Origin of the sequence: Curtobacterium sp. MCSS17_006, assembly GCF_003234215.1 — a bacterium.
Taxonomy (GTDB): Bacteria; Actinomycetota; Actinomycetes; order Actinomycetales; family Microbacteriaceae; genus Curtobacterium; species Curtobacterium flaccumfaciens.
In genome coordinates, this window is record NZ_QKSO01000003.1 from 41,427 (window position 1) to 64,499 (window position 23,073).

The 23,073-nt window shown below is 70.9% G+C and carries 19 protein-coding genes; 5 read left to right on the forward strand and 14 right to left on the reverse strand.

Annotation, left to right across the window (positions count from 1 at the left end; all coding sequences use genetic code 11):
• Positions 1-60 precede the first annotated feature (60 nt).
• Entirely contained in the window at positions 61-483 is a 423-nt protein-coding gene (locus DEJ21_RS04055) for a DUF3054 domain-containing protein (protein WP_258374872.1), read from the forward strand.
• On the forward strand, positions 480-1,493 hold the full coding sequence (locus DEJ21_RS04060) for a LacI family DNA-binding transcriptional regulator (RefSeq protein WP_111223793.1): 1,014 nt from the start codon (positions 480-482) through the stop codon (positions 1,491-1,493). The genes DEJ21_RS04055 and DEJ21_RS04060 overlap by 4 nt, the downstream gene beginning before the upstream one ends.
• 134 nt (positions 1,494-1,627) lie before the next feature.
• Here DEJ21_RS04060 and DEJ21_RS04065 read toward each other — a convergent pair whose 3' ends face one another.
• Positions 1,628-2,281 carry a hypothetical protein gene (locus tag DEJ21_RS04065; RefSeq protein ID WP_017886998.1) on the reverse strand — a complete coding sequence of 218 codons (654 nt, stop codon included), beginning with the start codon at positions 2,279-2,281 and terminating at the stop codon, positions 1,628-1,630.
• A 70-nt stretch (positions 2,282-2,351) separates the two neighbouring features.
• On the reverse strand, positions 2,352-3,320 hold the full coding sequence (locus DEJ21_RS04070; RefSeq protein WP_111223794.1) for a DUF3097 domain-containing protein: 969 nt from the start codon (positions 3,318-3,320) through the stop codon (positions 2,352-2,354).
• An 80-nt stretch (positions 3,321-3,400) separates the two neighbouring features.
• Here DEJ21_RS04070 and DEJ21_RS04075 point away from each other — a divergent pair, with 80 nt between their 5' ends.
• Positions 3,401-4,450, forward strand: a complete 1,050-nt coding sequence (locus tag DEJ21_RS04075) for a zinc-dependent alcohol dehydrogenase family protein (protein ID WP_111223795.1) — start codon at positions 3,401-3,403, stop codon at positions 4,448-4,450.
• 11 nt (positions 4,451-4,461) lie between these two features.
• Here DEJ21_RS04075 and DEJ21_RS04080 read toward each other — a convergent pair whose 3' ends face one another.
• Genes DEJ21_RS04080 through DEJ21_RS04090 form a run of 3 tightly spaced genes read right to left on the reverse strand, consistent with a single transcriptional unit; the run spans position 4,462 to position 7,762 of the window.
• Complete coding sequence (locus DEJ21_RS04080) at positions 4,462-5,040, reverse strand: aminodeoxychorismate/anthranilate synthase component II (RefSeq protein WP_111223796.1); 579 nt, start codon at positions 5,038-5,040, stop codon at positions 4,462-4,464.
• Complete coding sequence (locus tag DEJ21_RS04085; RefSeq protein WP_111223797.1) at positions 5,037-6,533, reverse strand: anthranilate synthase component I family protein; 1,497 nt, start codon at positions 6,531-6,533, stop codon at positions 5,037-5,039. The genes DEJ21_RS04080 and DEJ21_RS04085 overlap by 4 nt, the downstream gene beginning before the upstream one ends.
• Positions 6,521-7,762 carry an isochorismate synthase MenF gene (locus DEJ21_RS04090; RefSeq protein WP_181435776.1) on the reverse strand — a complete coding sequence of 414 codons (1,242 nt, stop codon included), beginning with the start codon at positions 7,760-7,762 and terminating at the stop codon, positions 6,521-6,523. The genes DEJ21_RS04085 and DEJ21_RS04090 overlap by 13 nt, the downstream gene beginning before the upstream one ends.
• A gap of 146 nt (positions 7,763-7,908) precedes the next feature.
• Here DEJ21_RS04090 and DEJ21_RS18705 point away from each other — a divergent pair, with 146 nt between their 5' ends.
• Positions 7,909-8,079 carry a hypothetical protein gene (locus DEJ21_RS18705; RefSeq protein ID WP_375342394.1) on the forward strand — a complete coding sequence of 57 codons (171 nt, stop codon included), beginning with the start codon at positions 7,909-7,911 and terminating at the stop codon, positions 8,077-8,079.
• A gap of 322 nt (positions 8,080-8,401) precedes the next feature.
• Here DEJ21_RS18705 and DEJ21_RS04105 read toward each other — a convergent pair whose 3' ends face one another.
• The 9 genes from DEJ21_RS04105 to mnmA form a co-directional block, all read right to left on the reverse strand.
• A complete protein-coding gene (locus DEJ21_RS04105; RefSeq protein WP_111038782.1) occupies positions 8,402-9,124 on the reverse strand; it encodes a methyltransferase domain-containing protein in 723 nt (240 codons plus the stop codon).
• The gene (locus DEJ21_RS04110) at positions 9,121-10,320 is read right to left on the reverse strand and encodes a type III polyketide synthase (RefSeq protein WP_111223800.1); all 1,200 of its coding nucleotides are present in this window, start codon (positions 10,318-10,320) and stop codon (positions 9,121-9,123) included. The genes DEJ21_RS04105 and DEJ21_RS04110 overlap by 4 nt, the downstream gene beginning before the upstream one ends.
• Before the next feature lie 123 nt (positions 10,321-10,443).
• Positions 10,444-11,949, reverse strand: a complete 1,506-nt coding sequence (gatB, locus tag DEJ21_RS04115; protein WP_035807593.1) for an Asp-tRNA(Asn)/Glu-tRNA(Gln) amidotransferase subunit GatB — start codon at positions 11,947-11,949, stop codon at positions 10,444-10,446.
• On the reverse strand, positions 11,949-13,496 hold the full coding sequence (gene gatA, locus DEJ21_RS04120; protein WP_111223801.1) for an Asp-tRNA(Asn)/Glu-tRNA(Gln) amidotransferase subunit GatA: 1,548 nt from the start codon (positions 13,494-13,496) through the stop codon (positions 11,949-11,951). The genes gatB and gatA overlap by 1 nt, the downstream gene beginning before the upstream one ends.
• An 11-nt stretch (positions 13,497-13,507) precedes the next feature.
• Positions 13,508-13,807 carry an Asp-tRNA(Asn)/Glu-tRNA(Gln) amidotransferase subunit GatC gene (gene gatC / locus DEJ21_RS04125; RefSeq protein ID WP_017887005.1) on the reverse strand — a complete coding sequence of 100 codons (300 nt, stop codon included), beginning with the start codon at positions 13,805-13,807 and terminating at the stop codon, positions 13,508-13,510.
• A gap of 137 nt (positions 13,808-13,944) precedes the next feature.
• Positions 13,945-16,290 carry a transglycosylase domain-containing protein gene (locus tag DEJ21_RS04130; protein WP_111223802.1) on the reverse strand — a complete coding sequence of 782 codons (2,346 nt, stop codon included), beginning with the start codon at positions 16,288-16,290 and terminating at the stop codon, positions 13,945-13,947.
• A gap of 260 nt (positions 16,291-16,550) precedes the next feature.
• Positions 16,551-17,975: an alpha/beta hydrolase gene (locus tag DEJ21_RS04135; RefSeq protein ID WP_111223803.1), complete on the reverse strand. Its 1,425-nt coding sequence runs from the start codon at positions 17,973-17,975 to the stop codon at positions 16,551-16,553.
• Positions 17,976-18,168: 193 nt separating this feature from the next.
• On the reverse strand, positions 18,169-20,499 hold the full coding sequence (gene ligA, locus DEJ21_RS04140; protein ID WP_111223804.1) for an NAD-dependent DNA ligase LigA: 2,331 nt from the start codon (positions 20,497-20,499) through the stop codon (positions 18,169-18,171).
• Positions 20,500-20,565: 66 nt separating this feature from the next.
• Positions 20,566-21,672 (reverse strand): tRNA 2-thiouridine(34) synthase MnmA, encoded by a 1,107-nt coding sequence (gene mnmA, locus DEJ21_RS04145; RefSeq protein WP_031259645.1) that lies wholly within the window; start codon positions 21,670-21,672, stop codon positions 20,566-20,568.
• Positions 21,673-21,728: 56 nt separating this feature from the next.
• Between mnmA and DEJ21_RS04150 the strand changes: the two genes are divergently transcribed.
• Positions 21,729-23,036, forward strand: coding sequence for an MFS transporter (locus tag DEJ21_RS04150; RefSeq protein ID WP_111223805.1), 1,308 nt, complete (start codon positions 21,729-21,731; stop codon positions 23,034-23,036).
• The last annotated feature ends 37 nt before the right edge of the window (positions 23,037-23,073 follow it).

Consider the following 23,073-nt stretch of genomic DNA (forward strand, 5'->3'; position numbering starts at 1 on the left):
GGACAGCCGCATCCGTCCACAGTCGCAAGCGGATGAATCAGCAGCTGCGAGAATGAGCGGGTGAACGCACGCACCTGGGGTTGGCTCGCAGCCGTCATCGACGTCGTCCTCATCGTCGTCTTCGCACTCATCGGGCGCTCGTCGCACGGTGAGGCCAACACGGCACTGGCGCTCTGGACCACCGCGTACCCGTTCCTGGCCGGTTGGGCGATCGGGTACGTGACCAGCGGTGCCTGGGCTCGACCGCTGCGTTTCTGGCCGACCGGTGTCGTGGTCTGGGTCCTCACGGTCTTCGTCGGCCTGGCCATCCGCGTCGCCACGGGCCAGGGTGACGTCGACGGCAACCCGCTGCCGATCTCGTTCGTCATCGTCGCGACCATCGTGCTCGGGGTGTTCCTGCTCGGCTGGCGCGCGATCGCCCGCGGTGTGCTCCGGTTCACCGCGTCGCGGTCGCGACGGGACACCGCAGCGTCCGACGCGTGAACGGCAGCCGCGGTTCCCAGCCGACCATCCTCGACGTCGCCGCACGTGCGGGGGTCTCGAAGTCGGCGGTGAGCCGCGTGCTCTCCGGGACCGGACGGTTCTCGGACGAGACCCGCGAGCGCGTCGAACGAGCGGCAGCCGAGCTCGGGTACGTCGCGAACGCGATGGCTCGCGGGCTGGTCAGCGGGCGGACGAACACGATCGGGATGCTCGTCCGAGACGCCTCGTCGATGGTCTACACCGCACTGCACGCCGTGATGGAGCGCCGCGCATCGGAACTCGGGTACCGGGTCGTCACCACGACGGGCGTCGGTCGGGTCGAGGACGAGAAGTCCGCCCTCGCCGCACTCGTGTCGATGCGCGTCGACGGCCTGGTCGTGTGCAGCGGGCTGATGCCGTCCGCCGACATCGCCGAGTTCGCGCCCCGCATCGCCACCGTCGTCGCGGGTCGGCCGGAGCTGCACCCGGCGCTCTCGAGCGTCTACTGCGACGAGGCCGACGGCGGGGCTTCCATCGCGGACGCCGTCGCCGATGCCGGCCACACCACGGCCGTGGTGTTCACCGTCCCGCTCGACAACGCGATCACGCAGCACGCGCGGTCGTCGGCGATGCTCGAGCGACTCCGAGCACGTGGCGTCCGGGTGATCGACATCGACGCGAGCTTCGTGCGGCCGCCGGACGACCTGGCTGCCGACCTGGTGGACGCCGTGCAGGAATCGGGCGTGACCGCCGTGATGTGTCCGACCGACCGGCTGATGCTCGACGTGTGCGAGGCGCTCGCCCGCCGCGGTGTCGAGGTCCCGCGCGACCTCTCCGTCACCGGGTTCGACGGCGTCTACCCGCTGGCGAGCGACTGGATCGGCTTCACGACGCTCCAGCAACCGATCGAACGCATCGGCCGCGAGGCCATCGACCTCGTCATCGGCCGCATCGACGACCCCACGCGCCCGGTCGAGCACCGCTCACTGCGCGGCACCGTGATCCCCGGCCGCACCCTGCTCCCCCGCTGACGCCGGCCCGCTGGCCCGCTGACCTCGCACGGTGCGAGGGGCCGTGCGAACGGTGCGAGGTTCCGTGCTCGGTGCGGACGGACGACGCTCGCACCGAGTACGGAACCTCGCACCGAACGCACCCGCACCCGCGCCTAGAACAACCCGCTGCGCGGCCCGTCCTCCGGCCCGTCGAACCCGCGGAACATGTCCGACACCAGCGCCTCGATCTGCGGCTCCACCAGGCGTTCGACGGCCTCGGCGATCCGCGGCCGGTGGTCGATGAGCGCCAGGCACACCGCGGTGCCGGTCGACCGCGCACACTCGTCGGACAGCGCGATCTCGTGCCGGAGCGCAGCCTTGGCCTCGTCGGACAACGGCTCGCGCGGCGTCTGCTCCCCCGCACCGGTGCCGGCCAGCTCGCCGAGGGTGAACAGGAACGGCGACCCCGGCGACGGCTCGGGGTCCACGTCGAGGCCCTGGAACTCCGGCGACAACCCCTCGGCCGGCTGGTACCCGGCATGCCGCTTCCGCGCCGCCGCCCGCTCGAGTTCGCGCTGCAGCAGCGGCAGGTTCTTCGCCGTGTAGTCGTCGACGGCGTCCTCGACGATGGTCGAGATCCGGCCGATCAGCGCGTGCTGGACGGCGTGCGGCACGTCGGGTCCGAACCCCGCGGCCGCGGCGATCGGGGACCCGGTGCACTTCCGGCAGATGCGCGTGCGCGGGCGGGCGGTACCGATCTGCCAGCGCGGCAGCCAGCGCAGCCACAGGTCGACCGCGCCCCGCACGCGACCGTCGATGCCGTCCATCCCTCAACAGTAGGCCTGGAGGCGCGGATCACCCCCGGCACACCGCGCCGGTCGGGCAATCCGCCGGTTCTCAGGCCTGTGGTTCCGTCACGAAGTCGATCAGCTCCTCGACACGGCCGAGCAGCTCCGGCTCGAGGTCGGCGAAGGTGCGCACCTGCCCGAGGATCCGCTGCCATGCCCGGGCGATGTCGGCCTGCTCGGCGTGCGGCCAGCCGAGTGCCTGGCAGATGCCCGCTTTCCACTCGATCGAGCGCGGGATCGTCGGCCACGCCCGCAGCCCGACCCGCGCCGGCTTGACCGACTGCCAGACGTCGACGAACGGGTGCCCGACGACGAGCACGTGCGCGCCCCACCTGCCACGCATCACGGCGTCGGCGAAGCGGGACTCCTTCGACCCGGGCACCAGGTGGTCGACCAGGACCCCGACCCGGCGCTCCCGCGTCGGCTGGAACTCGTCGAGCACGGCGGCCAGGTTGTCGACGCCGGAGAGCTCCTCGACCACGACGCCCTCGACGCGCAGGTCGGCACCCCAGACCTTCTCGACGAGTTCCGCGTCGTGCTTGCCCTCGACCATGATGCGGCTGGGGAGCGCCACCCGAGCTCGCTGCGACTCCACGGCGAACGATCCGGACGCGGTGCGGAGACGACCACCGCTGGACGCCTGCCGCACGGCGGGCGCGCCCCCGGGCCTCCAGTCCGCATGGACGGAACCGACGGAACCCGCGGCACCCGCACGGCCAGCGGAACCAGCCCCAACAGCACCCCCGGCCGACCGCCCGACCGGCGCCGACGGCCGCCCCAGTGTCACCAGCTCACCCTCGAGCAGGAACTGCCCGGTGAAGGGGAAGGAGCGCGTGCGGCCCTTCCAGTCCTCGAGCGCGATGTTGCCCGCCTCGAGTCCCACCACGGCACCGGCCCACCCGGAGTCCGGGTCCTCGAGCACCATGTCCCGTTCGAGCGGCACCTGCCGCACCTTCTTCACCCCGCGCGAGCGCCAGTCCCCCGAGAGCACATCGCCGCCGTACCGGTCGTCGTCCACCCGCACGAGGGTACTGTCGACGACGGCCCGGACGACGTCGACCGCGCCGGTTCCCCATCATCTCGACGGAAGGCCCGCCCGTGCGCGCAGCGATCATCCACGCCCCGAACGACATCCGCGTCGAGGAGCGCGACCGCCCCGGGCTCCTGTCCGGCAAGGACGTCGTCGTCAAGGTCCTCGCGGCCTGTGTCTGCGGATCGGACCTCTGGCCCTACCGCGGCGTCACCGAGACGAAGCAGCCCCGGCCCATCGGGCACGAGCTCGTCGGCGAGGTCGTCGCGGTCGGTGACGACGTCACCGGCCTGCACGAGGGCGACTTCGTCATCTCCCCCTTCACCATGAACGACGGCACCTGCCAGGCCTGCCGCAACGGCATGACCACCGGCTGCGACCACCTGTCCGGCTTCGGCAGCACGGACGCGTACGGCGACCCCGTCGGTGGCGCACAGGCCGACTTCGTGCGGATCCCGGACGCCGACGCCACGCTCGTCGTCGTCCCCGGCCCGATCGATCCAGCCCTGGTGCCGTCGCTGCTCACCCTGTCCGACGTCTTCTCGACGGGGCACCACGCCGCCGTGTCGGCAGCGGTCGGCCCCGGCAAGACCGTCGTCGTGGTCGGCGACGGCGCGGTCGGCCTGTCCGCCGTGCTCGCCTCGAAGCGGCTCGGTGCGGACCGCATCATCGCGATGAGCCGGCACGCCGACCGTCAGGCGCTCGCCCGCGAGTTCGGTGCCACCGACATCGTGGCGGAGCGCGGCGACGAGGGCGTCGCGGCGGTCCGCGCGCTGCTCGGCGGCGACTTGGCCGACTGCGCGGTCGAGGCCGTCGGCACCGAGGAGAGCATGGACCAGGCGCTGCACTCCGTCCGGCCCGGCGGCAACGTCGGCTTCGTCGGGGTCCCGCACGGGGTGCCGACCATCGGCACGCGCTACCTGTTCGACACGAACATCGCCATCGCGGGCGGCATGGCCCCTGCCCGGAAGTACATTCCCGAGCTGCTCCACGACGTGCTGTCCGGCGCGATCGACCCCGGTCGCGTCTTCGACCTCGAGCTGCCGCTCGACGAGGCCGCCGAGGCCTACCGCGCGATGGACGAGCGCCGGGCCATCAAGGTGCTGCTGCGCCCGTAGGCGCCGGTCGCTCACGCCACGTACGCCTGGTGGAACCCGCGGAAGTAGGCCGCCCCGTCGACCGTGCCGATGCTCTCCGGATGAAACTGGACGCCTTCGACGGGAAGTGTCCGATGGCGAACCCCCATCACAAGACCGTCGTCTTCCGAACGTGCCGTGACGACGAGATCGGCGGGCAATGTGGACTCGTCGATGACCAGTGAGTGGTACCGCGTGACTTTGCGCGGACCCTGCGAACCCAGCCCGTACAGCCCTCGACCATCGTGCTTGATGGTGCTGGTCTTCCCGTGGCGGATGCGGTCGGCACGGACGACAGCGGCGCCGAACGCTGCCCCGATCGCCTGATGGCCGAGACAAACACCCAAGATGGGGATCCTTCCGGCAAAGTGGCGGACGAGCTCGACGTGGCCGGACACGTCCGGGTGGCCTGGGCCCGGACCGAGGACGATGAAGTCTGGTCGCAGCAACTCGACAGTCTGGATCGCGTCTGGAGCCGCCCGGAGCACAGTCCGCTCGTCGTCCACATCGGCGAGGTACTGCTCGATGATGTACACGAAACTGTCGAACGCGTCGATGAGGACGACACTCATCGGATCTCCTCCCCGCAGACCGCCCAGTAGGGAGCAGCCATCTTCTGGAGGGTCTCCTCCCATTCGCTGTCTCCCGTTGAGTCCGCGACGAAACCCGCGGAGGCGCGGAGCACGTACGTCCCGCAGCGAACGACGGCCATGCGGATGGCGAGACCGAGGACAGCTGGCCTGCTCCCGAGGCCGACCAATCCGAAGGCGCCCGCATAGAGACCGCGTCGAGTCGATTCCAAGGACTCGATGATCTCCATAGCGCGCACCTTCGGGGCTCCGGACATCGTGCCGGCTGGGAAGCCCGCACGGATGATGTCCCACACGTCGTGCCCGGCCTCCAGCTCGCAGACGACCTGGGACACGAGGTGCAGTACGTGCGAGTACGTCTCGACAGCCATCATGACCTCGACGTCGAGCGTCCCGGGCCTTGCGACACGTCCGAGATCGTTCCGACAGAGATCGACGAGCATGAGGTGTTCGGCTCGCTCTTTCGGGTCGTCAACGAGCTGGGCCCGCTGCGCTGCATCGTCAGCACCTCGCGCAATGGTGCCAGCGATCGGTCGCATCGTCGCAGAGCCCTTCTCCAGCCGGACGAACAATTCCGGACTCGCACAGACCACGACGTGGCCCGCGACGGTGAACAAGGCCATGTAGGGCGACGGGTTTCGCCGTCGGAGACGTTCGTAGACTGCCAAGGGATCGGCCTCTGTCTCGATGGTCACGGAGTGTCCGAGTTGCACCTGGTAGGCGTCTCCTTGGCGGATGTGTTCGAGACAGACCTCGCCGCGTCTCAGGTACTCCTCGCGCGTCACGTCGTCGCGGATCCGGCTCGGACGGGGCACCGTCGGCATTCCGCTGACGGCCTCCGGCGAAGTGTTCTCCTCCGACCACGCGGTCAACGAGCCCTCGACGCGGTCTGGGTCTTCGCCACCCCAAACGGAGGAGCGAACGACGGCAAGTTCACCGCGGTGCTCCTCGAAGGTCACGATGGCGTCGACGAAACTGATGACAGCGTCAGGCGGGGCATCATCTTGATCGGGAATCAAACGTGGGAGCCGCTCGATGTAGTGCACTGCGTCGTACCCGAAGAAGACCAGGAAGGACAACGCGAGATCGTCGCGATCGTCGGACGTCCGCATGGCCGCATCCAAGATCCGTGGAATCGCCCAGAGCGAATCGTCAGCCGCCAAGCGGTACGCGCTTCCGTCGGGGATGATCGCTCCCGCTTCGACGAGGACCCCAGCGATGACTCGAACTGTCTCTCGTTCGCCGTCGATCACCACGGAACCGTTCCGGATGATGAGCGACGTCCGCCCCGCAAGGCCACACATCGAGACCCGGTTGTCTTCCTGCGGCCCGCCCTGCGACTCGAGTAGGAACGCACGATCCGGTCCGTACGTCGCCCGGAGCCCTCGATACGCATCCATCGCCGGCATCAACGGCACGGGTCGGCGCACAATGTCACAGTCGTTCCGAACATCCTCCGCGCTCACGTTGTCCATCTGGCATCGCCTTCTTGTGTCCGTGTTTCGTCTGTTTGCATCAACGGAGCCATTGCGCCCGTTTTTCCGGCAGCAGCCAGTGCATCGTTCATCGTCCGCATCTTCGCCGTTGTCTCGTCATATTCGGCATCAGCGTCGGAACCCCGGACGATGCCAGCGCCCGCGAAAAGGCGGGCGGACGGCCCGGAGACGAGTCCGCAACGGATCGACACCCGCCACTCGCCATCGCCATCGCCATCGCGCGACTGCCAGCCCACCACTCCGCCGAACAGTCCTCGTTCGAACGGCTCGCTCTCACTGATGACCCGAAGAGCAGCCGTTCGCGGCACGCCACAGACTGCAGGCGTCGGATGCAACAGCTCCACCGCAGCAAGCGAGTCGATGTGCGCCCGATCGACAGTCGTCGTGATGGCGGATGCGAGATGCCAGACGCGTTCTGTAGACCGCAGTTCTGGGCCAACCACATCGACATCGGCCATCGCCACTCCGCGAAGCCGACCAACGATGTCGTCGATCACCAGGCCGTGTTCCGTGCCGACCTTCGCGGATCGGATGAGTTCGTTTCGAGCACGAGTGCGCGACACTCCGCCCCTCGGCACCGAGCCGGCGAACGGTGTCGACACCAGACGTGCACCGTTGACCCGCACGAGGACTTCTGGACTCGCCCCGAGGAAGTCGCCTTGCGACTCGGAACCGTGAACCTGAAACGCCACGGAGGACCGGTCGGAACTCAGCCGCGCGAACACTTCGGCCTCGTCGAAGTCCTCCGGTCGCGTGATCACGTCCGTCCGGGCGAGGACGACCTTCTGAAGGGTGCCGTCAGAGATACCACGCAGGACGCTTCGGACCGAAGACGTGAAGGCAGATCGATGCTCGGAGTCGTCCGTCCTCGATGGTTCGGTCCGATGCCGAAGAGATCGGAAGTTGGGAAGCGACATCGAGCGAGGTCTGCCGATCCACAATCTTCCCGGCGATGAGAGGTCGAACGGCAGCGCACCGACGATCAGCGATCCGCTTGGCGCAGCTCTGAGCATGTCCCGCGCCGCGCCGATCTGGACGTGAGCTGAAGCACCAGGCCGGATCGCCACTCCATTGACGACCTCGAACGGCGAGGGACGTCGACCCCATCGGAACACCGGCCCCGAAACCCGCGTCAGCAAGTCTCCAGGAACGCCGAAGACCTCACCCACCCCGGCACTACGCATACGAGAAATGAGACGGTCGGCCACGCTGGTCCGTTGAAACATCAGCGTTAACGTATCAGTGCCCGTGCACGCCTTTCGTGCCGCGGAACGCGTGTTTCATATTGGCAAACGCCGGGCAGCAGCCCACCGGCCCTGGTGGGTTCGCCGAGGTGCTCCCGACCGTGCCCGTCGTGCTCGAGTACGTCGAACTCATACGGAAGCACGCCAAGCCCCACGCATGGATAGTCGACTTCACGAACCCGGTCGGCATATTCACCCGCGCGCCGCTCGAGCCCGGTGCGGCGCAGCCGCCTCGGCCCGCCACTCACCGGGCAGCACGTCGCGGAGTTCGGGCACGGTGAAGCTTCGACGGATCGACCGCAGGCCGTCGACGCGGATGAACGTCCCCGCCGCCACGAGCGGTGACGCCAGCGCGTACGCCCGGTAGGCCGCGGGCGACCGCCGGGTGTCGGAGTGCAGGCTGCGCCCGCTCGCGAGCAGTGAGGCCTACCGCGCGATGGACGAGCGCAGGGCCATCAAGGTGCTGCTGCGCCCGCGGCGGCGCTCCGGGTCACCGGCCGGTCGTTCGCGCTCAGCGACGGTTCACGCACTCGCACGCCCGTGATCTGTCGCTGAGCCCGAAACGTGGCCCGGCGGCCCGCGGCTCGCACCTCCGACGCCCGCTCAGGCGTCGCGGATCGCCAGCACCCGGTGCGGCGCAGCCGCCTCGGCCCGCCACCCGCCGGGCAGCACGTCGCGGAGTTCGGGCACCGTGAAGCTCCGGCGGATCGACCGCAGGCCGTCGACGCGGATGAAGGTCCCCGCCGCCACGAGCGGTGACGCCAGCGCGTACGCCCGGTAGGCCGCGGGCGACCGCCGGATGTCGGAGTGCAGGCTGCGCCCGCTCGCGAGCAGTTCGGAGTCGGCGAGGAACCCCCGACGCTCCTCGTCGCCCAGGTGGTGCAGCACGTGGTTCGACACGACGACGTCGAACCGCTCACCCGCCGCGACCAGGTCACCGCTCGACTGCTGCCGGAACGTCACGCCGGTCGGGGACGACCGCCGTGCCGCGGCGATGGCTCGTTCGTCCGGATCGACCCCGACGACCTCGAGGTCGAAACCGTCGCTCGCCGCCCACCGCACCAGCGAGCGGGCCAGGTCGCCGCCGCCGCACCCCAGGTCGAGCACCCGGCCGCGGCCGCTGGCGGGCAGGGCCGGCACGACGTGGGACCGCCAGGCCGCACGCCAGCCGCTCACGAGCGCGTTCACGACGGCGAAGCGCCGGAACGTGCGCGCGAGGGCGCGCGGGTCGCAGTCCGGGTCGTCCATCAGCTCGGTCAGGTCGAGCGCGCGGGTGCGCAGGTCGACGGCCGGGAGGCCCGTGGTGCCGCCGTCCTGACGGCTCACGCCGCGCCCGTGGTCGCGACGGGCACGCGGGCGGGTGCGACAGCGGGTTCCGCCGCGGGCGACTTCGCGGGTTCCGCCGCGGGCGACCTCGCGGGTTCGGCCGCGGGCGACGCCTCGGTCCGCACCGCGGTGAGCCGCGCGCTCTCGACGGTGAGGCCGGGGCCGAAGGCGAGCGCGACGACGGCACTGCCGTCCTCGAGGCCGGCGTCGACGGCGTCCCGCAGCACGAAGAGCACGGTGGCGCTCGACATGTTGCCGTGTTCCCGCAGCACCCGCCGGCTCGACTCCATCGCGCTGTCGGGCAGGCCGAGCGACTCCTGGGTGCGGTCGAGGATGGCCCGGCCGCCCGGGTGCACCGCCCACACCGGCACGTCCGACGCCGGCCCGCCGTCGAGCAGCGGTTGCACGGCGCTCGGGACGTGCAGGCCGACGAGCTTCGGCACGGCGGTGGACAGGACCATCTCGAAGCCCTCGTCCCCGATGTTCCACGCCATCTCGGACGCCCCCTCGGGCACCACGGCCGTCGTGAAGTCGTCGAAGCGCAGACCGGCACCGTCGCGGGCAACGACCGCAGCGGCCGCACCGTCGCCGAAGACGCTGTTCGCGACGATCTGGTCGGGGTCGTTCGAGGCGCGGACGTGCAGGGTGCAGAGTTCGCCGCAGACCACGAGCACGACGGCGTCCGGGTCCTGGTCGACGAACGCCGCGGCGATCCGCAGCGCGGGGAACGCGGCGCAGCAGCCCATGAAGCCGATGTGGTGCCGGAAGACGCCCCCGGGGAGCCCGAGCTGCTCGACGACGTCGATGTCTGGCCCAGGCTGGGTGAACCCGGTGCAGGACACGGTCACCAGGTGCGTGACGGCCTCCGGTGCGATGCCGGCACGTTCGACGGCGTCGCGGGCGGCGGCGACGAACAGCGGCGGGGCGAGTTCGCGGTACCGGTCGTTGCGTGAGCCGGTGGACGGCGAGCGCAGGGTGCCGTCGTCGTCACGGAAGGCCCCACCGGCACGCGCGGAGTCGAGTTCCTCGAGGACGGTGTGCCGCTGGTCGACCGCCGACCCGTCGAAGGCGGCGGGGACGAGCCGTTTGCCGAGCCGCCCGAGGTCGGGTTGGGCGGAGAACAGGTCACGCACCCGGGGCTGGTCGAGGGTCGTCTCGGGGACGGCGGTTCCGATGGCGCGGATCGTTGCGGACACGACTCATCCTGTCACCGGATCGCTGACGCGTCCCCAGGATGCGCACGGCAACGGGGCGCACGGCGACGGGACGCACGGAGGGCACGGCACCGATCAGTGCCGTGCCCTCAGTGGTGGGACCGCTTAGGACTGCTGCGCGCGCTCCAGCACGAGTTCCCGCACGCGTGCGGCGTCGGCCTGGCCCTTCATGGCCTTCATGACCGCGCCGATGATCGCGCCGGCCGCCTGGACCTTGCCGTCCTGGATCTTCGCCAGCACGTCGGGCTGCGCCGCGAGTGCTTCGTCGACCGCGGCTGTCAGGGCGGAGTCGTCCGAGACGACCTTGAGCCCACGGGCCTCGACGACCTGCGCCGGCGAGCCCTCGCCCGCGATGACGCCCTCGAGCACCTGGCGTGCCAGGCGGTCGGTCAGGTCGCCGGACTCGACGAGCGCGATGACCTCGGCGACGTGCTTCGGCGACACCAGGTCACCGGGGGCGGCGTCCTGTGCGTTGGCGACGCGGCTGATCTCACCGGTCCACCACTTGCGGGCGGCCTGCGGTGCGGCGCCGGCGGCGACGGTGCCCTCGACCTCGTCGAGCAGCCCGCCGTTCACGACGTCCTGGAACTCCAGGTCGGCGAAGCCCCAGTCACCCTTCAGACGACGGCGACGTGCGACGGGGGCCTCGGGCAGCGAGGCACGGAGCTCCGCGATGACGGCCGGGTCCGGCACGACGGGCAGCAGGTCGGGCTCCGGGAAGTACCGGTAGTCGTCGGCGTCCGACTTCGGGCGACCGGCCGAGGTGCGGCCGGTGTCCTCGTGCCAGTGCCGGGTCTCCTGCGTGATCGTGCCACCGGCGGCGAGGATCGCGGCCTGGCGCTGGATCTCGTAGCGGATCGCACGCTCGACGGCGCGGAACGAGTTGACGTTCTTCGTCTCGGTGCGGGTGCCGAGCTTCTCCTGCCCGCGGGGGCGCAGCGAGATGTTCGCGTCGCACCGCAGGTTGCCGCGCTCCATGCGCGCCTCGGAGACACCGAGCGCCCGGACGAGGTCGCGGATGACCTGCACGTAGGCGGCTCCGAGCTCGGGGGCACGGTGCTCGGCGCCGAAGATCGGCTTCGTGACGATCTCGACCAGGGGCACACCGGCACGGTTGTAGTCGACGAGCGAGTACTCGGCACCCTGGATGCGACCGGTGGCACCACCGACGTGCGTCAGCTTGCCGGCGTCCTCTTCCATGTGGGCGCGCTCGATCGGGATGTTGTAGATCGTGCCGTCGGCGAGCTCGACCTCGACCTCGCCCTCGTAGGCGATGGGCTCGTCGTACTGCGAGACCTGGTAGTTCTTCGGGTTGTCCGGGTAGAAGTAGTTCTTCCGGGCGAACCGCGAGGACTCGGCGATCGAGCAGCCGAGCGCGAGCCCGAGCTGGATCGAGTACCGCACGGCCTGTGCGTTCACGACCGGCAGCGACCCGGGCAGCCCGAGGTCGACCGGGGTGACGTTCGTGTTGGGCTCGCCGCCGAAGAAGTTCGGGGCGTCCGAGAACATCTTGGTCTTCGTCGCGAGTTCGACGTGGACCTCGAAGCCGAGCACCGGCTCGTAGCGCTCGAGCGCCTCGTCGAAGTCCATCAGCGCGTCCTTCTGCGCCATCAGATCACACCTTCCTGCGCAGCGGACTGCTGACTCTGGTCGAGGTCCGGGACGGACGCGATGAGCGGCGCGCCCCACTGCTGTTCGAGCAGACGCTCGAGGGCGGCACCGTAGCGGTACAGCCGGGCGTCCTCACGCTGGGGCGCCATCAGCTGCACGCCGACGGGCAGGCCGTCCTCGGGCGCGAGGCCGTTCGGGATGCTCATACCGGGGACACCGGCGAGGTTCGCCGGGATCGTCGTGAGGTCGTTGAGGTACATCGCCAGCGGATCGTCGATGCGCTCACCGATCGGGAACGCGGTCGTCGGCGCCGACGGGCTGACGAGGAGGTCGACCTGCTCGAAGGCGGCCTGGAAGTCCCGCTGCACGAGCGTGCGGACCTTCTGCGCCGAGCCGTAGTAGGCGTCGTAGTAGCCGGCGCTCAGGGCGTAGGTGCCGAGGATGATGCGCCGCTTGACCTCGGGGCCGAAGCCGGCTTCACGCGTGGCGGCCATGACATCCTCGACGGTGGCACCGTTCTCGGGTGTGACCCGGAGGCCGAAGCGCACCGAGTCGAACTTGGCGAGGTTCGACGACGCCTCGGCCGGGAGGATCAGGTAGTACGCGCTGATCGCGTACGCGAACGACGGGGCGTCGATCTCGACGACGACCGCACCGGCCGACTCGAGCAGCGCGACCGTCTCCTGGAAGCGCTGGGTGACCCCGGCCTGGAACCCGTCGCCCCCGGCGAGTTCCTTCACCACGCCGACGCGCAGGCCGCGGAGCGTGTCCGCCTGCAGCCCTTCGCGTGCGGCGGCGGCCATCGAGGGCCAGGCGTCCGGGATGGACGTGGAGTCCTTCGGGTCGTGCCCGCCGATGACGTCGTGCAGGAGCGCGGCGTCGAGGACGGTGCGGGACACCGGGCCGATCTGGTCGAGGCTGGACGCCAGGGCGATGGCGCCGTAGCGGCTCACCCCGCCGTAGGTCGGCTTCACACCGACCGTGCCCGTCACGGCACCCGGCTGACGGATGGAGCCACCCGTGTCCGAACCGAGGGCGAAGGGGGCTTCGTGCGCGGCGACCGCAGCAGCCGAACCACCGCCGGACCCGCCGGGGATCCGGTCGAGGTCCCACGGGTTGCGGGTCGGCCCGTAGGCCGAGAACTCGGTGGTCGAGCCCATCGCGAACTCGTCCATGTTGGTCTTGCCGAGCGGCACGAGGCCGGCGGCGCGGAGCTTCGCGACGGGGGTGGCGTCGTACGGCGGCACCCAGCCCTCGAGGATCCTGGACCCGGCGGTCGTGGGCATGTCCTGCGTGCACAGGACGTCCTTGACGGCGATCGGCACACCGGCGAGCGGCCCGAGGTCGTCGCCCGCGGCACGGCGGGAGTCGATCGACTTCGCCACCGCCAGGGCGTTCTGGTTGACGTGCAGGAACGCGTGCACGTCGCCGTCGACGGCGGCGATCCGGTCGAGGTGGGCCTGGGTGGCCTCGACGCTCGAGAGGTCGCGCGCCACGAGGGCGTCGGCGAGCGCCGCGGCGCTCAGCTTCGTGATGTCGTCAGTCACTGTTCTTCGCCCTACTGTTCTTCGCCGAGGATGGCGGTCACGCGGAACCGTTCGCCGTCGGAGTCGGGCGCCCCGGAGAGCGCCTGCTCCTGCGTCAGCGTCGTGCCGACCACGTCGGGTCGGGTGACGTTGCCGAGCGGCACGGGGTGGCTCGTCGCCGGGACGTCGTCGGTCGCGACCTCGGCGACCTTGGCGACGCTCTCGACGATGTGCGACAGCTCCCCGGTCAGCTTCTCGATCTCGTCGGGCGTGAGTGCGATACGTGCGAGGTTCGCCAGGTGTGCGACCTGCTCGCTCGTGATGTCAGGCATGGTGCTCCGTCGATCGGTTCGTGGAATGCCCCACAGTCTATTGGCTGCGTCGGGCGCGCAGGCGCGGCTGTGGACAACCCCCCGGAGGCCCGGTGCCGGTCCGCCGGACCGGCACCGGGCCTCCAGGGGGTCGAGGGTCACTTCCCGCTATGGCCCCTCGCAGCCGGTGCCGCCGGGGCCACCGTCGCGGCGGGCGCTGGCGCAGCCGGAGCAGCGGGTGCAGCAGGCGCAGCCGGAGCAGCCGGAGCAGCCGTCGGCGTCGTCTGGTCGTCCTGCGCCGTCCCCTGCCCGGACGAGGACCCCGACGAGCCCGACGACGACGAAGAAGAAGACGATGACGACGACTTGCTCGCCTGCCCGATCATCGCCTGGCTCGGCGCGGGCAGCGCTCCCCCGCCGACGGTCTGGTCGAGGTAGGCCATCATCGACTTCCCGACCCCGAACTTCGCGCTGTACCCGGTGGTGCCCTGCAGGAACGGCCAGTTCGCCAGGCTCACGCTCCCCTGCACGTTGCCGACCCAGGTGGCGTTCGTGTACTTCGTCGACGACGCGACCAGCCAGTTCTGCACGTCACCGTCGGTGGTGCCGGTCTTCGCGAACTTCGCCACGCTGTCCCCGGGGTTCGCGCTCGCGGCCGTCCCCGACCCGGACAGCACGCCCTGCAGCGCGTAGTCGACCGTGCCCGCGACGTCCGCCGAGACGCCCTGCGTGCAGGACGACGGCGTCGGGGTGATCTTCGTGCCGTCCGCCTCGGTCACCGAGTCGATCGCGGTGGGCGTGCACACGATGCCGCCGTTGGCGAAGCCCGCGTAGGCCTCGGCCAGGTCGATCGGCGACAGCTCGTTCACGCCGAGGATCGAGGACGGCGTCTGCGTCAGGTCACCGCCGTCGGCGCGGTGGATGCCCATCGACTGCGCGAGCTGGGCGATCTTGCACAGGTCGAGCTGCTTCCCCATCTGGGCGTACGCGGTGTTGATCGACTCGACCGTTGCCGCCTCGACCGACATCGACGACGGCACGCTCTCGGCGTTGGCGACGTTCCAGGTGCCGCCCGCGACGTTCTGGCAGGTGTTGGTGAACTCGGCGTTCTCGAACTGGTGCTCCGAGGTGGTGACCGAGTCGGACAGGGTGTGCCCGCTGGCGAGCCACTCGGCCAGGGTGAACACCTTGTAGGTCGACCCGGTCTGGAACCCGCCGGAGTTGCCGTACCCGGAGTCGGCGCTGTAGTTGACCGCGGTGGCACCGGCGCCGGCGTTGTCCCCCTGCGTGTACGTGGTGTTCTGCACCATCGACATGATTCGCCCGGTCCCCGGCTCGACGGTGACGTTCGAGCCACCGACGTCGACGCCGGCCATGGTCGCCGGCACGTAGGTCGACAGGGCGTTCTGCGCCTGGCCCTGCAGGTCGAGGTCGAGCGAGGTGTGGATCTGCAGGCCCTTGGTGTCGAGCGTGGCGATGCGTGCCGCGGCGGTCTTGCCGAACGCCGGGTCCTGCAGCACCTGGTCGCGGACGTAGTCGCAGAAGTACCCGGCGTCGTGGTTCGTCGCGGCCGCCGAGCACCCGTTGGCGGTCTCGGTGATCTTCGGCGTCACGGGCGTCGCGATCGCCTTCGTCATCTCGGCCTTCGTGATGGAGCCGTGCACCTGCATCCGGCGGAGCACGTAGTCGCGGCGTTCCTTCGTCAGCGCGTACCCGTTCGCCTTGCCGTTCTCCTTGTCGCCCGGTACGTCGATGCGCAGGTTCGACGGGTTGTTGAGGATCGCGACGAGCGTGGCGGACTGCACGAGCGACAGGTCCTTGGCGTGCACGCCGAAGTAGTACTCGGCCCCCGCCTCGGCACCGTAGACCCGGCCGCCGAGCCCGACGAGGTTCAGGTACCCGGTCAGGATCTCGTCCTTGGAGTACTTCTTGTTGACGGCGATGGCGTACCGCATCTCCTGCAGCTTGCGCTGCGGGGTGACGCCGGCGACGTCCAGGTAGCACGCGTCGATCTTCTTCTTGGTCGCGGCCTGGTCCTTGCCGGTGAGCTGTTCGCACTGCTGCACCAGGACGTTCTTGACGTACTGCTGCGTGATGCTCGAGCCGCCCTGCACGTCCCCGCCGACGACGGTCGCGGCGACCCCGCGGAGCGTCCCGAGCACGTCGATGCCGCCCTCGTCGTAGTAGCGCGGGTCCTCGGTGTCGATCGCCGCCTGCTTGAGCGAGTCCGCCATCTGGTCCGCCGTCACGTTCGTGCGGTTCTCGGCGTAGAACGAGGCGATCTTGACTTGCTTCCCGCCCTGCTCCGCGTACACGGACGACACCTGCTGCGGGGTCTGCACGTCGAGGTAGGTCGGCAGGTCCTCGAAGAACGAGACCGCTCCGGAGGTCCCCTCGCCCGCGACGGCGACCGCCGGGGTCACCGCGACGGCGACGAGCATGCCGGCGAGCACGGACATCACCACGAACATCAGGAGAGCACCAGGCCATCGCACCACACGCATGACGGCACCGTAGGCAGCAGGGCTGTACTGGTTCTGCCCTGGAACGAGTGCAGGCTGCGGTCGCGTTCAGGTTGCCACCCAGCCCGTTCCGAGGACGGGTCGCGATCCGTGCGTGCGCGCGGATCCGGCCGGGAGGCCCGGGTCGACGCCGGCACGTCGGCCGCCGGTCACGATCGGGTCACGCCCACCGCGTCGCCACGACCGGCGGGTCCGCCCGGTCGGTCAGGGCCGGCCACCCACCGCCCGTCGGTCACGGCCCGTCAGTCACGGGGCTGCAGGTCCTGCGGGCGCACGAGGTACATGTCCGGCGAGGCGCCGACGATGCCGTCACCACCCGACTTGCCGCGTCGGACCTGCTCGCGCACCAGGTCGCCGCGTCCGATGCCGATCAGGGCGACGTCGTGCAGCGATGCCGTGCCCGGCTTGAGGTAGTCGTTGTGCCCCACGGGTCGCCGGAACACGTCACCGGCCGACAGCGCGTCGGCGCCCCCGGCGAGGTCGAGCACGGTCGACCCGAACGACGCCCCGCCCGGGTCGGTCCCGAAGTACCCGGAGCCCGCGATGGGATCGCTGTGCGCACCGCCGACGAAGACCTGCCCGGTGGCGACGGCGAGGTCGTCCGCCGTCCGGACGTCGCTGCCCGGCGATCCGAGCACGGTCAGGGTGTCGGCGGTCATCCGGCCGGACGCCAGGGCCGTCATCGCCGTGGTCGACCCGTACGAGTGCGCGACGATGTTCACGCGCGGTTGGTCGCCGGCGCGGATCACACGCAGTCCCGCGACGGTCCGTTCGAGCCGCTCCGCCCCGGTCCGGGCGAGCCCGAGCGACAGGATGTTGGACAGGTCCGGCGTGCGGTACCCCATCCACGCGACGACGGCGGCTCCCGACCCGTTGCCCGTGGCGGCGAGCGGCGCCAGGGTGGCCTGCTCGCGGGACAGGTCGTTGGCGGTGTTCGTGAAGTCGGTCATCTGCCCGGTGACCGTGAAGAACATGCCCGGCACCACGACGGTGACGTCGGCCGCGGTGTCGAGGTCGCCGATGCTGATCGCCGCACGCCCGGACCCCCGGGTGTCGAGCGCCACCAGGAAGCGCCGCGGGTCGCCGGCTTGCTGCACCAGGGAGTCCCGGACCTGCCCGAGCATCGCGGCCCGGGCTGCACCGAGGTCGGCGTCGGCGAGGCCGGACGTCAGCGTCGCACGGTTCGCCTGGTCACGGACGGCGTACGGCACGCCCTCGAGGTTCCCGACCAGGGCGGGCGCGTGCGCGAGGAGTCGGTCCTGCTCGTCGGCGGGCAGGTGCGACCACCACTGCGCGACGGTCTGCGCGGGCGGCGGATCGTCCTGCACCGTCGCCACGACGCCGCGGTCGGTGGCCGCGCTCCGCAGGTCGGCGGCACCGAGCGCACCGAGGTCCTCGACGAAGGCTCGTCCGTGTGCGGCGGCGAGGTCGTCCACCCGCACCGCGGTCGTCGACGACGCCGCTGCCGCCACCGGCGTCGCCACGGGAGCCGACACGGATGCCGACGCCGACACGGACGCCGACGAGAGCACGTCGTCGACCGGGACGATGCGGGTCGTGGCGGTGCTGGCGACCGTGACCTGGTGCGCCGGGGGCATGCCTGGGGCCTCGATCACTCCGAGCGAGTGCACCGAGGCGGTGAGCAGAGCCGCAGCGATGAGCAGCATTCGGGTCTCCCCCGGGAAGGCCGTCCCGACGTCCCCCTGCAGACGACGGGTGATGCTCGGTCGAGTCTATGGAGATGTCCGCGGATCATCCATGCGCGATGCAACTTGTCCCCCGAACTGGGCGCGTTCGGCGGCGCGCCGCGCTCAGCGGATGCGACCGGGCGTGCTGCGCGCCCCGGTCGGTCCTCAGTCCTCAGTCCTCGGTCGTGGGCGCTTCCGGTTCGGCGAGCGCCGCGGGCCCCTCGGTCACGAGCAGGTGGAACTGCTCGGCGTCGATGATCCGGACGCCCAGCTGCTCGGCCTTCGTCAGCTTCGAACCGGCACCCGGACCGGCCGCCACGAAGTCGGTCTTCTTGCTCACGCTCGAGGCCGCCTTGCCACCGGCGGTGATGATCGCCTCCTGTGCACCTTCGCGCGTGTAGCCCTCGAGCGACCCGGTGGCGACGACGGTGACGCCGCTCAGCACGCCGCCCTCGACGTCGGCGCTGCCCGGGCCGGGGTGGCCCGGGGTGGTGAACTGCACGCCGGCCGTGGTCCAGCGGTCGATGATCTCGCGGTGCCAGTCGACGTCGAACCAGGCGAGCAGGGCGTCGGCGATGATCCCGCCGACCCCGTCGACGGCGGCGAGGTCCTCGCGCGATGCCGACCGGATCGCGTCGAGGGACCCGAAGTGGTTCGCCAGGGCCCGGGCGGCGACAGGTCCGACGTGGCGGATGCTCAGGCCGACCAGGATCCGCCACAGCGGCTTCGTCTTCGCGGCGTCGATGTTCGCGAGCATCTCGAACGCGTTCTTCGACGGGTAGCGGCTCGGCTCACCGGTGTAGTCGGCGCCGCGTGCCTCGGGGTCGAACGGCGGGTCGGTCTTCTTGCGCGCCCGGCTGAACGGCGTGACGCGCTTCGGGGTGCCGTCGTCGTCGACCTTCTCCATGCCGGTCTCGGCGTCGCGGACGATGACCTCGATCGGGACGATGTCCTGCATCGTCAGGTCGAACAGGCCGGCCTCGGTGACGAGCGGCGGGGTCTCCGGGCGGAGGGGCTGCGTGAGCGCCGCGGCCGCGACCTCACCGAGCCCCTCGATGTCGAGCGACCCGCGCGAGGCGATGTGCTCGACCCGACCGCGCACCTGCGCCGGGCAGCTCTTCGCGTTCGGGCAGCGCAGGTCGATGTCGCCTTCCTTCGCGGGGGCGAGCTCGGTGCCGCACTCGGGGCAGTTGGTCGGCATCACGAACTCGCGCTCGGAGCCGTCACGGAGCTCGACCACCGGGCCGAGCACCTCGGGGATGACGTCGCCGGCCTTCCGCAGCACGACCGTGTCGCCGATCAGCACGCCCTTCGCCTTGACGACCTGCTGGTTGTGCAGCGTGGCCTGGCGGACGACGGACCCGGCGACCTCGGCCGGGGCCATCACCGCGAACGGGGTCGCACGGCCGGTGCGGCCGACGCTGACCACGATGTCGGTGAGCGTCGTGTGCACTTCTTCCGGCGGGTACTTGTAGGCGATCGCCCACCGCGGCGCCCGTGACGTCGACCCGAGTTCCTCGTGCAGGGCGAGGTCGTCGACCTTCACGACGACGCCGTCGATCTGGTGCTCGACCGACGAACGGCGCTCCCCCGTGGCCCGGACGAAGCCGTTGACCTCGTCGATGGTGTCGAACACCCGGTAGTGGCTGCTCGTCGGGAGGCCCCAGGTCTGCAGCAGCTCGTAGACCTCGGACTGGCTGCGGACGTCGGTGCCCTGCTCGAGTTCGCGGACGGGCCACGCGCCGATGCCGTGCACGAGCATCCGCAGACGCCGCAGCCGGTCGACCATCAGGGCCCGCTTCGCGTCGGACTTGCCCTCTTCCTTCTGGCGGAGGGACCCGGCGGCGGCGTTGCGCGGGTTGGCGAACACGCGCTCCCCTGCCTCGCGCTGGTTGGCGTTGAGCTCGTCGAACTCGGCGACCGGGAAGAAGATCTCGCCGCGGACCTCGACCAGGGGCGGGTGACCGGTGCCGGACAGGCGGTCCGGGATCGTGCCCATCGTGCGGACGTTGCCGGTGACGTCCTCGCCGACCACGCCGTCACCCCGGGTGGCGGCCGAGACGAGCCGACCGTGCTCGTACCGCAGGTTGATGGCCAAGCCGTCGATCTTCAGCTCGGTCAGGAACCGCACCCGCTCGGCACCGGCGTCCCGCTGCACCTTGAGGGCCCACTCGGTCAGCTCGTCGGGGCTGAAGACGTTGTCGAGCGAGAGCATGCGCTCGGCGTGCTCGACCGGTGCGAACTGCGTCGTCTGCGCCTGCCCGCCGACCGTCTGCGTCGGGCTGTCGGGCGTCAGGAGTTCCGGGAACCGCCGTTCGATCGCGTCGAGTCGGTGCACCAGGGCGTCGTAGTCGGCGTCCGACAGGGGCGAGGCGTTGCCCTCGTAGTAGTCGTGGCGCAGCTCGGTGACGCGGGCGCGCAACCGGTCGACCTCGCGCGCGGCCTGGGCGGCGTCGAGCCCGTCGGGGTCGATGGTCTCGAACGTCGCGTCGGTCTCGCTCATGGCATCAGTTCTACCGTGCACCACCGACGCGGCGTGCAGCGAGCGTGTGCCCCGGGAGCGGCGGGGTCAGGCGTCGACGGGGACGGCGCTGACCGTGGTGTCGATCGTGCACTGGCCGAGCACCCGTGTGCCGACGTAGACCACGGCCGTCTGGCCGGGAGCGACCCCGTGCAGCGGCTCGTCGACGTCGATCACGAGCACGTCGTCCTGCACGCGGGCCGTCGCGGGCACCGGGTCGGCGTGCGCGCGGATCTGCACGTCGCAGGCGAACGGTGTCGCGGGGTCGGCCGGGGCAGTGCCCGCCCAGGTGAACCGCGAGCCGGACATCGAGGTGACGGCGAGGGCTTCCTTCGGGCCGACGACGACGGTGTTGTCCTTCGGGCGGATCTCGAGCACGAACCGGGGCTTGCCGTCCGGTGCCGGGCGACCGAGGGCCAGGCCGCGGCGCTGTCCGACGGTGTAGCCGGTGGCGCCCTCGTGCGAGCCGACGACCGTGCCGTCACGCTCGACGACCTCGCCGGGGGCGGTGCCGACGCGGTCCGCCAGCCAGCCGCGGGTGTCGCCGTCCGGGATGAAGCAGATGTCGTAGGAGTCCGGCTTCTGGGCGACCGTCAGCCCGCGCTCGGCGGCCTCGGCCCGGACCTCGTCCTTCGACGGCGTCGCGCCGAGCGGGAACATCGCGTGCTGCAGCTGCTCGGCGGTCAGGACTCCGAGTACGTACGACTGGTCCTTCGCCCACGCGGCCGACCGGTGCAGCTCGCGGGAGCCGTCCGGACCGGTGACGATCGAGGCGTAGTGCCCGGTCGCGACGGCGTCGAACCCCAGGGCGAGTGCCTTCTCGAGCAGCGCCGCGAACTTGATCCGCTCGTTGCAGCGCATGCAGGGGTTCGGGGTGCGGCCGGCCTGGTACTCGGCCACGAAGTCGTCGACGACGTCCTCCTTGAACCGGGCCGAGAAGTCCCACACGTAGTACGGGATCCCGAGGGCCGACGCGGCGCGCTGGGCGTCCATCGAGTCCTCGATGGTGCAGCATCCGCGACTGCCGGTGCGCAGGGTGCCGGGCATCCGGCTCAGGGCCAGGTGCACACCCACCACGTCGTGGCCGGCGTCGACCGCCCGGGCTGCGGCCACCGCCGAGTCGACACCACCGCTCATCGCCGCAAGAACACGCATGCGTCCAGGGTAACCCGCCGACGAAGCGGTACCGCTGGCGTACCGTTGGTCGGGCGATGGCCACGACGGGGAACGACTCATTCGACTTCCGGTCCGTCCTGCTGTCCGGGTTCCTGCCCGCTGCGCTCTTCGCGATCGGTGAGGGCGCGATCATCCCGATCATCCCGATCGCGGCCGACTCGCTCGGTGCCAGCCTGGCGTTCGCGGGCTTCGTCGCCTCGCTCATCCTGGTCGGGGAGCTCATCGGCGACGTGCCGTCCGGCATCGTCGTCGCCCGCATCGGCGAGCGGAACGCCATGATCGGCGCCGCGCTCGTGTCCGTGGTCGGGCTCGTCGTCGCCACGACGGCCGCGAACGCCTGGGTCCTGGCACTCGGGGTGTTCCTGGTCGGTGTCTCCACCGCGGTGTTCGCCCTCGCCCGGCACGCCTACATGACCACCGCGATCCCCCTGCGGATCCGGGCCCGGGCACTGTCGAGCCTGGGCGGCGTCTTCCGCTTCGGCTACTTCGTCGGCCCGTTCATCGCCGCCGGCGTCATCCACCTGACCGGCACCACCAGCAGCGCCTTCTGGATCCACGTCGTCTGTTGCCTGGCGGCGGCGACCGTGCTCCTGGTGCTGCGCGACCCCGCGACGGGCACACGCGGTCTGCGGTTGCCGCCACGGGCCTCCCGGCTGTCGGCCGACCACACGACGGACGCGAGCGACCAACCGATCGAACCGCCAGCCGACACCGGCGCACAGTTCGTCCAGCAGGAGGCGCAGGGGCTCTTCCGCACCATCCGCGCGAACGGGGCGGTCCTGCTGCGGCTCGGCAGCGGCGCCGGCCTGATCGGTGCGATGCGCGCCGGGCGGCAGGTGATCCTGCCGCTCTGGGCGGTGAGCGTCGGCCTCGACGACTCGACCGCGGCACTCGTGATCGGCATCGCCGGAGCCGTCGACTTCGCGCTGTTCTACACGAGCGGGCAGATCATGGACCGGTGGGGACGCCTCGCGAGCGCCCTGCCCTGCATGCTCGGCCTGAGCATCAGCTACTTCCTGCTCGCCTGGAGCGGCCACCTGGACGCCCGGGTCGGCTGGTTCGTCGCGATCGCGATGGGGATGTCCCTGGCCAACGGGGTCGGCTCCGGCATCCTCATGACGCTCGGCGCGGACCTCGCACCGCGCGACGCCCCGGCACCGTTCCTGGGGGCCTGGCGGTTCACCGGCGACTTCGGGTCGGCGGCCGCGCCGCTCCTCATCTCCGGCGTGACCGCCGTCGCGTCCATCGCCGTCGCGAGCGGGGTGATGGGCGTGCTCGGCCTGGTCGGCGCGGGCATCCTGCTCCGGTACGTGCCCCGGTACCTGCCGCGCCCGCTGCGCTGACGCGCTGCCGTCCCGTGCGAGGTTCCGTACTCGGTGG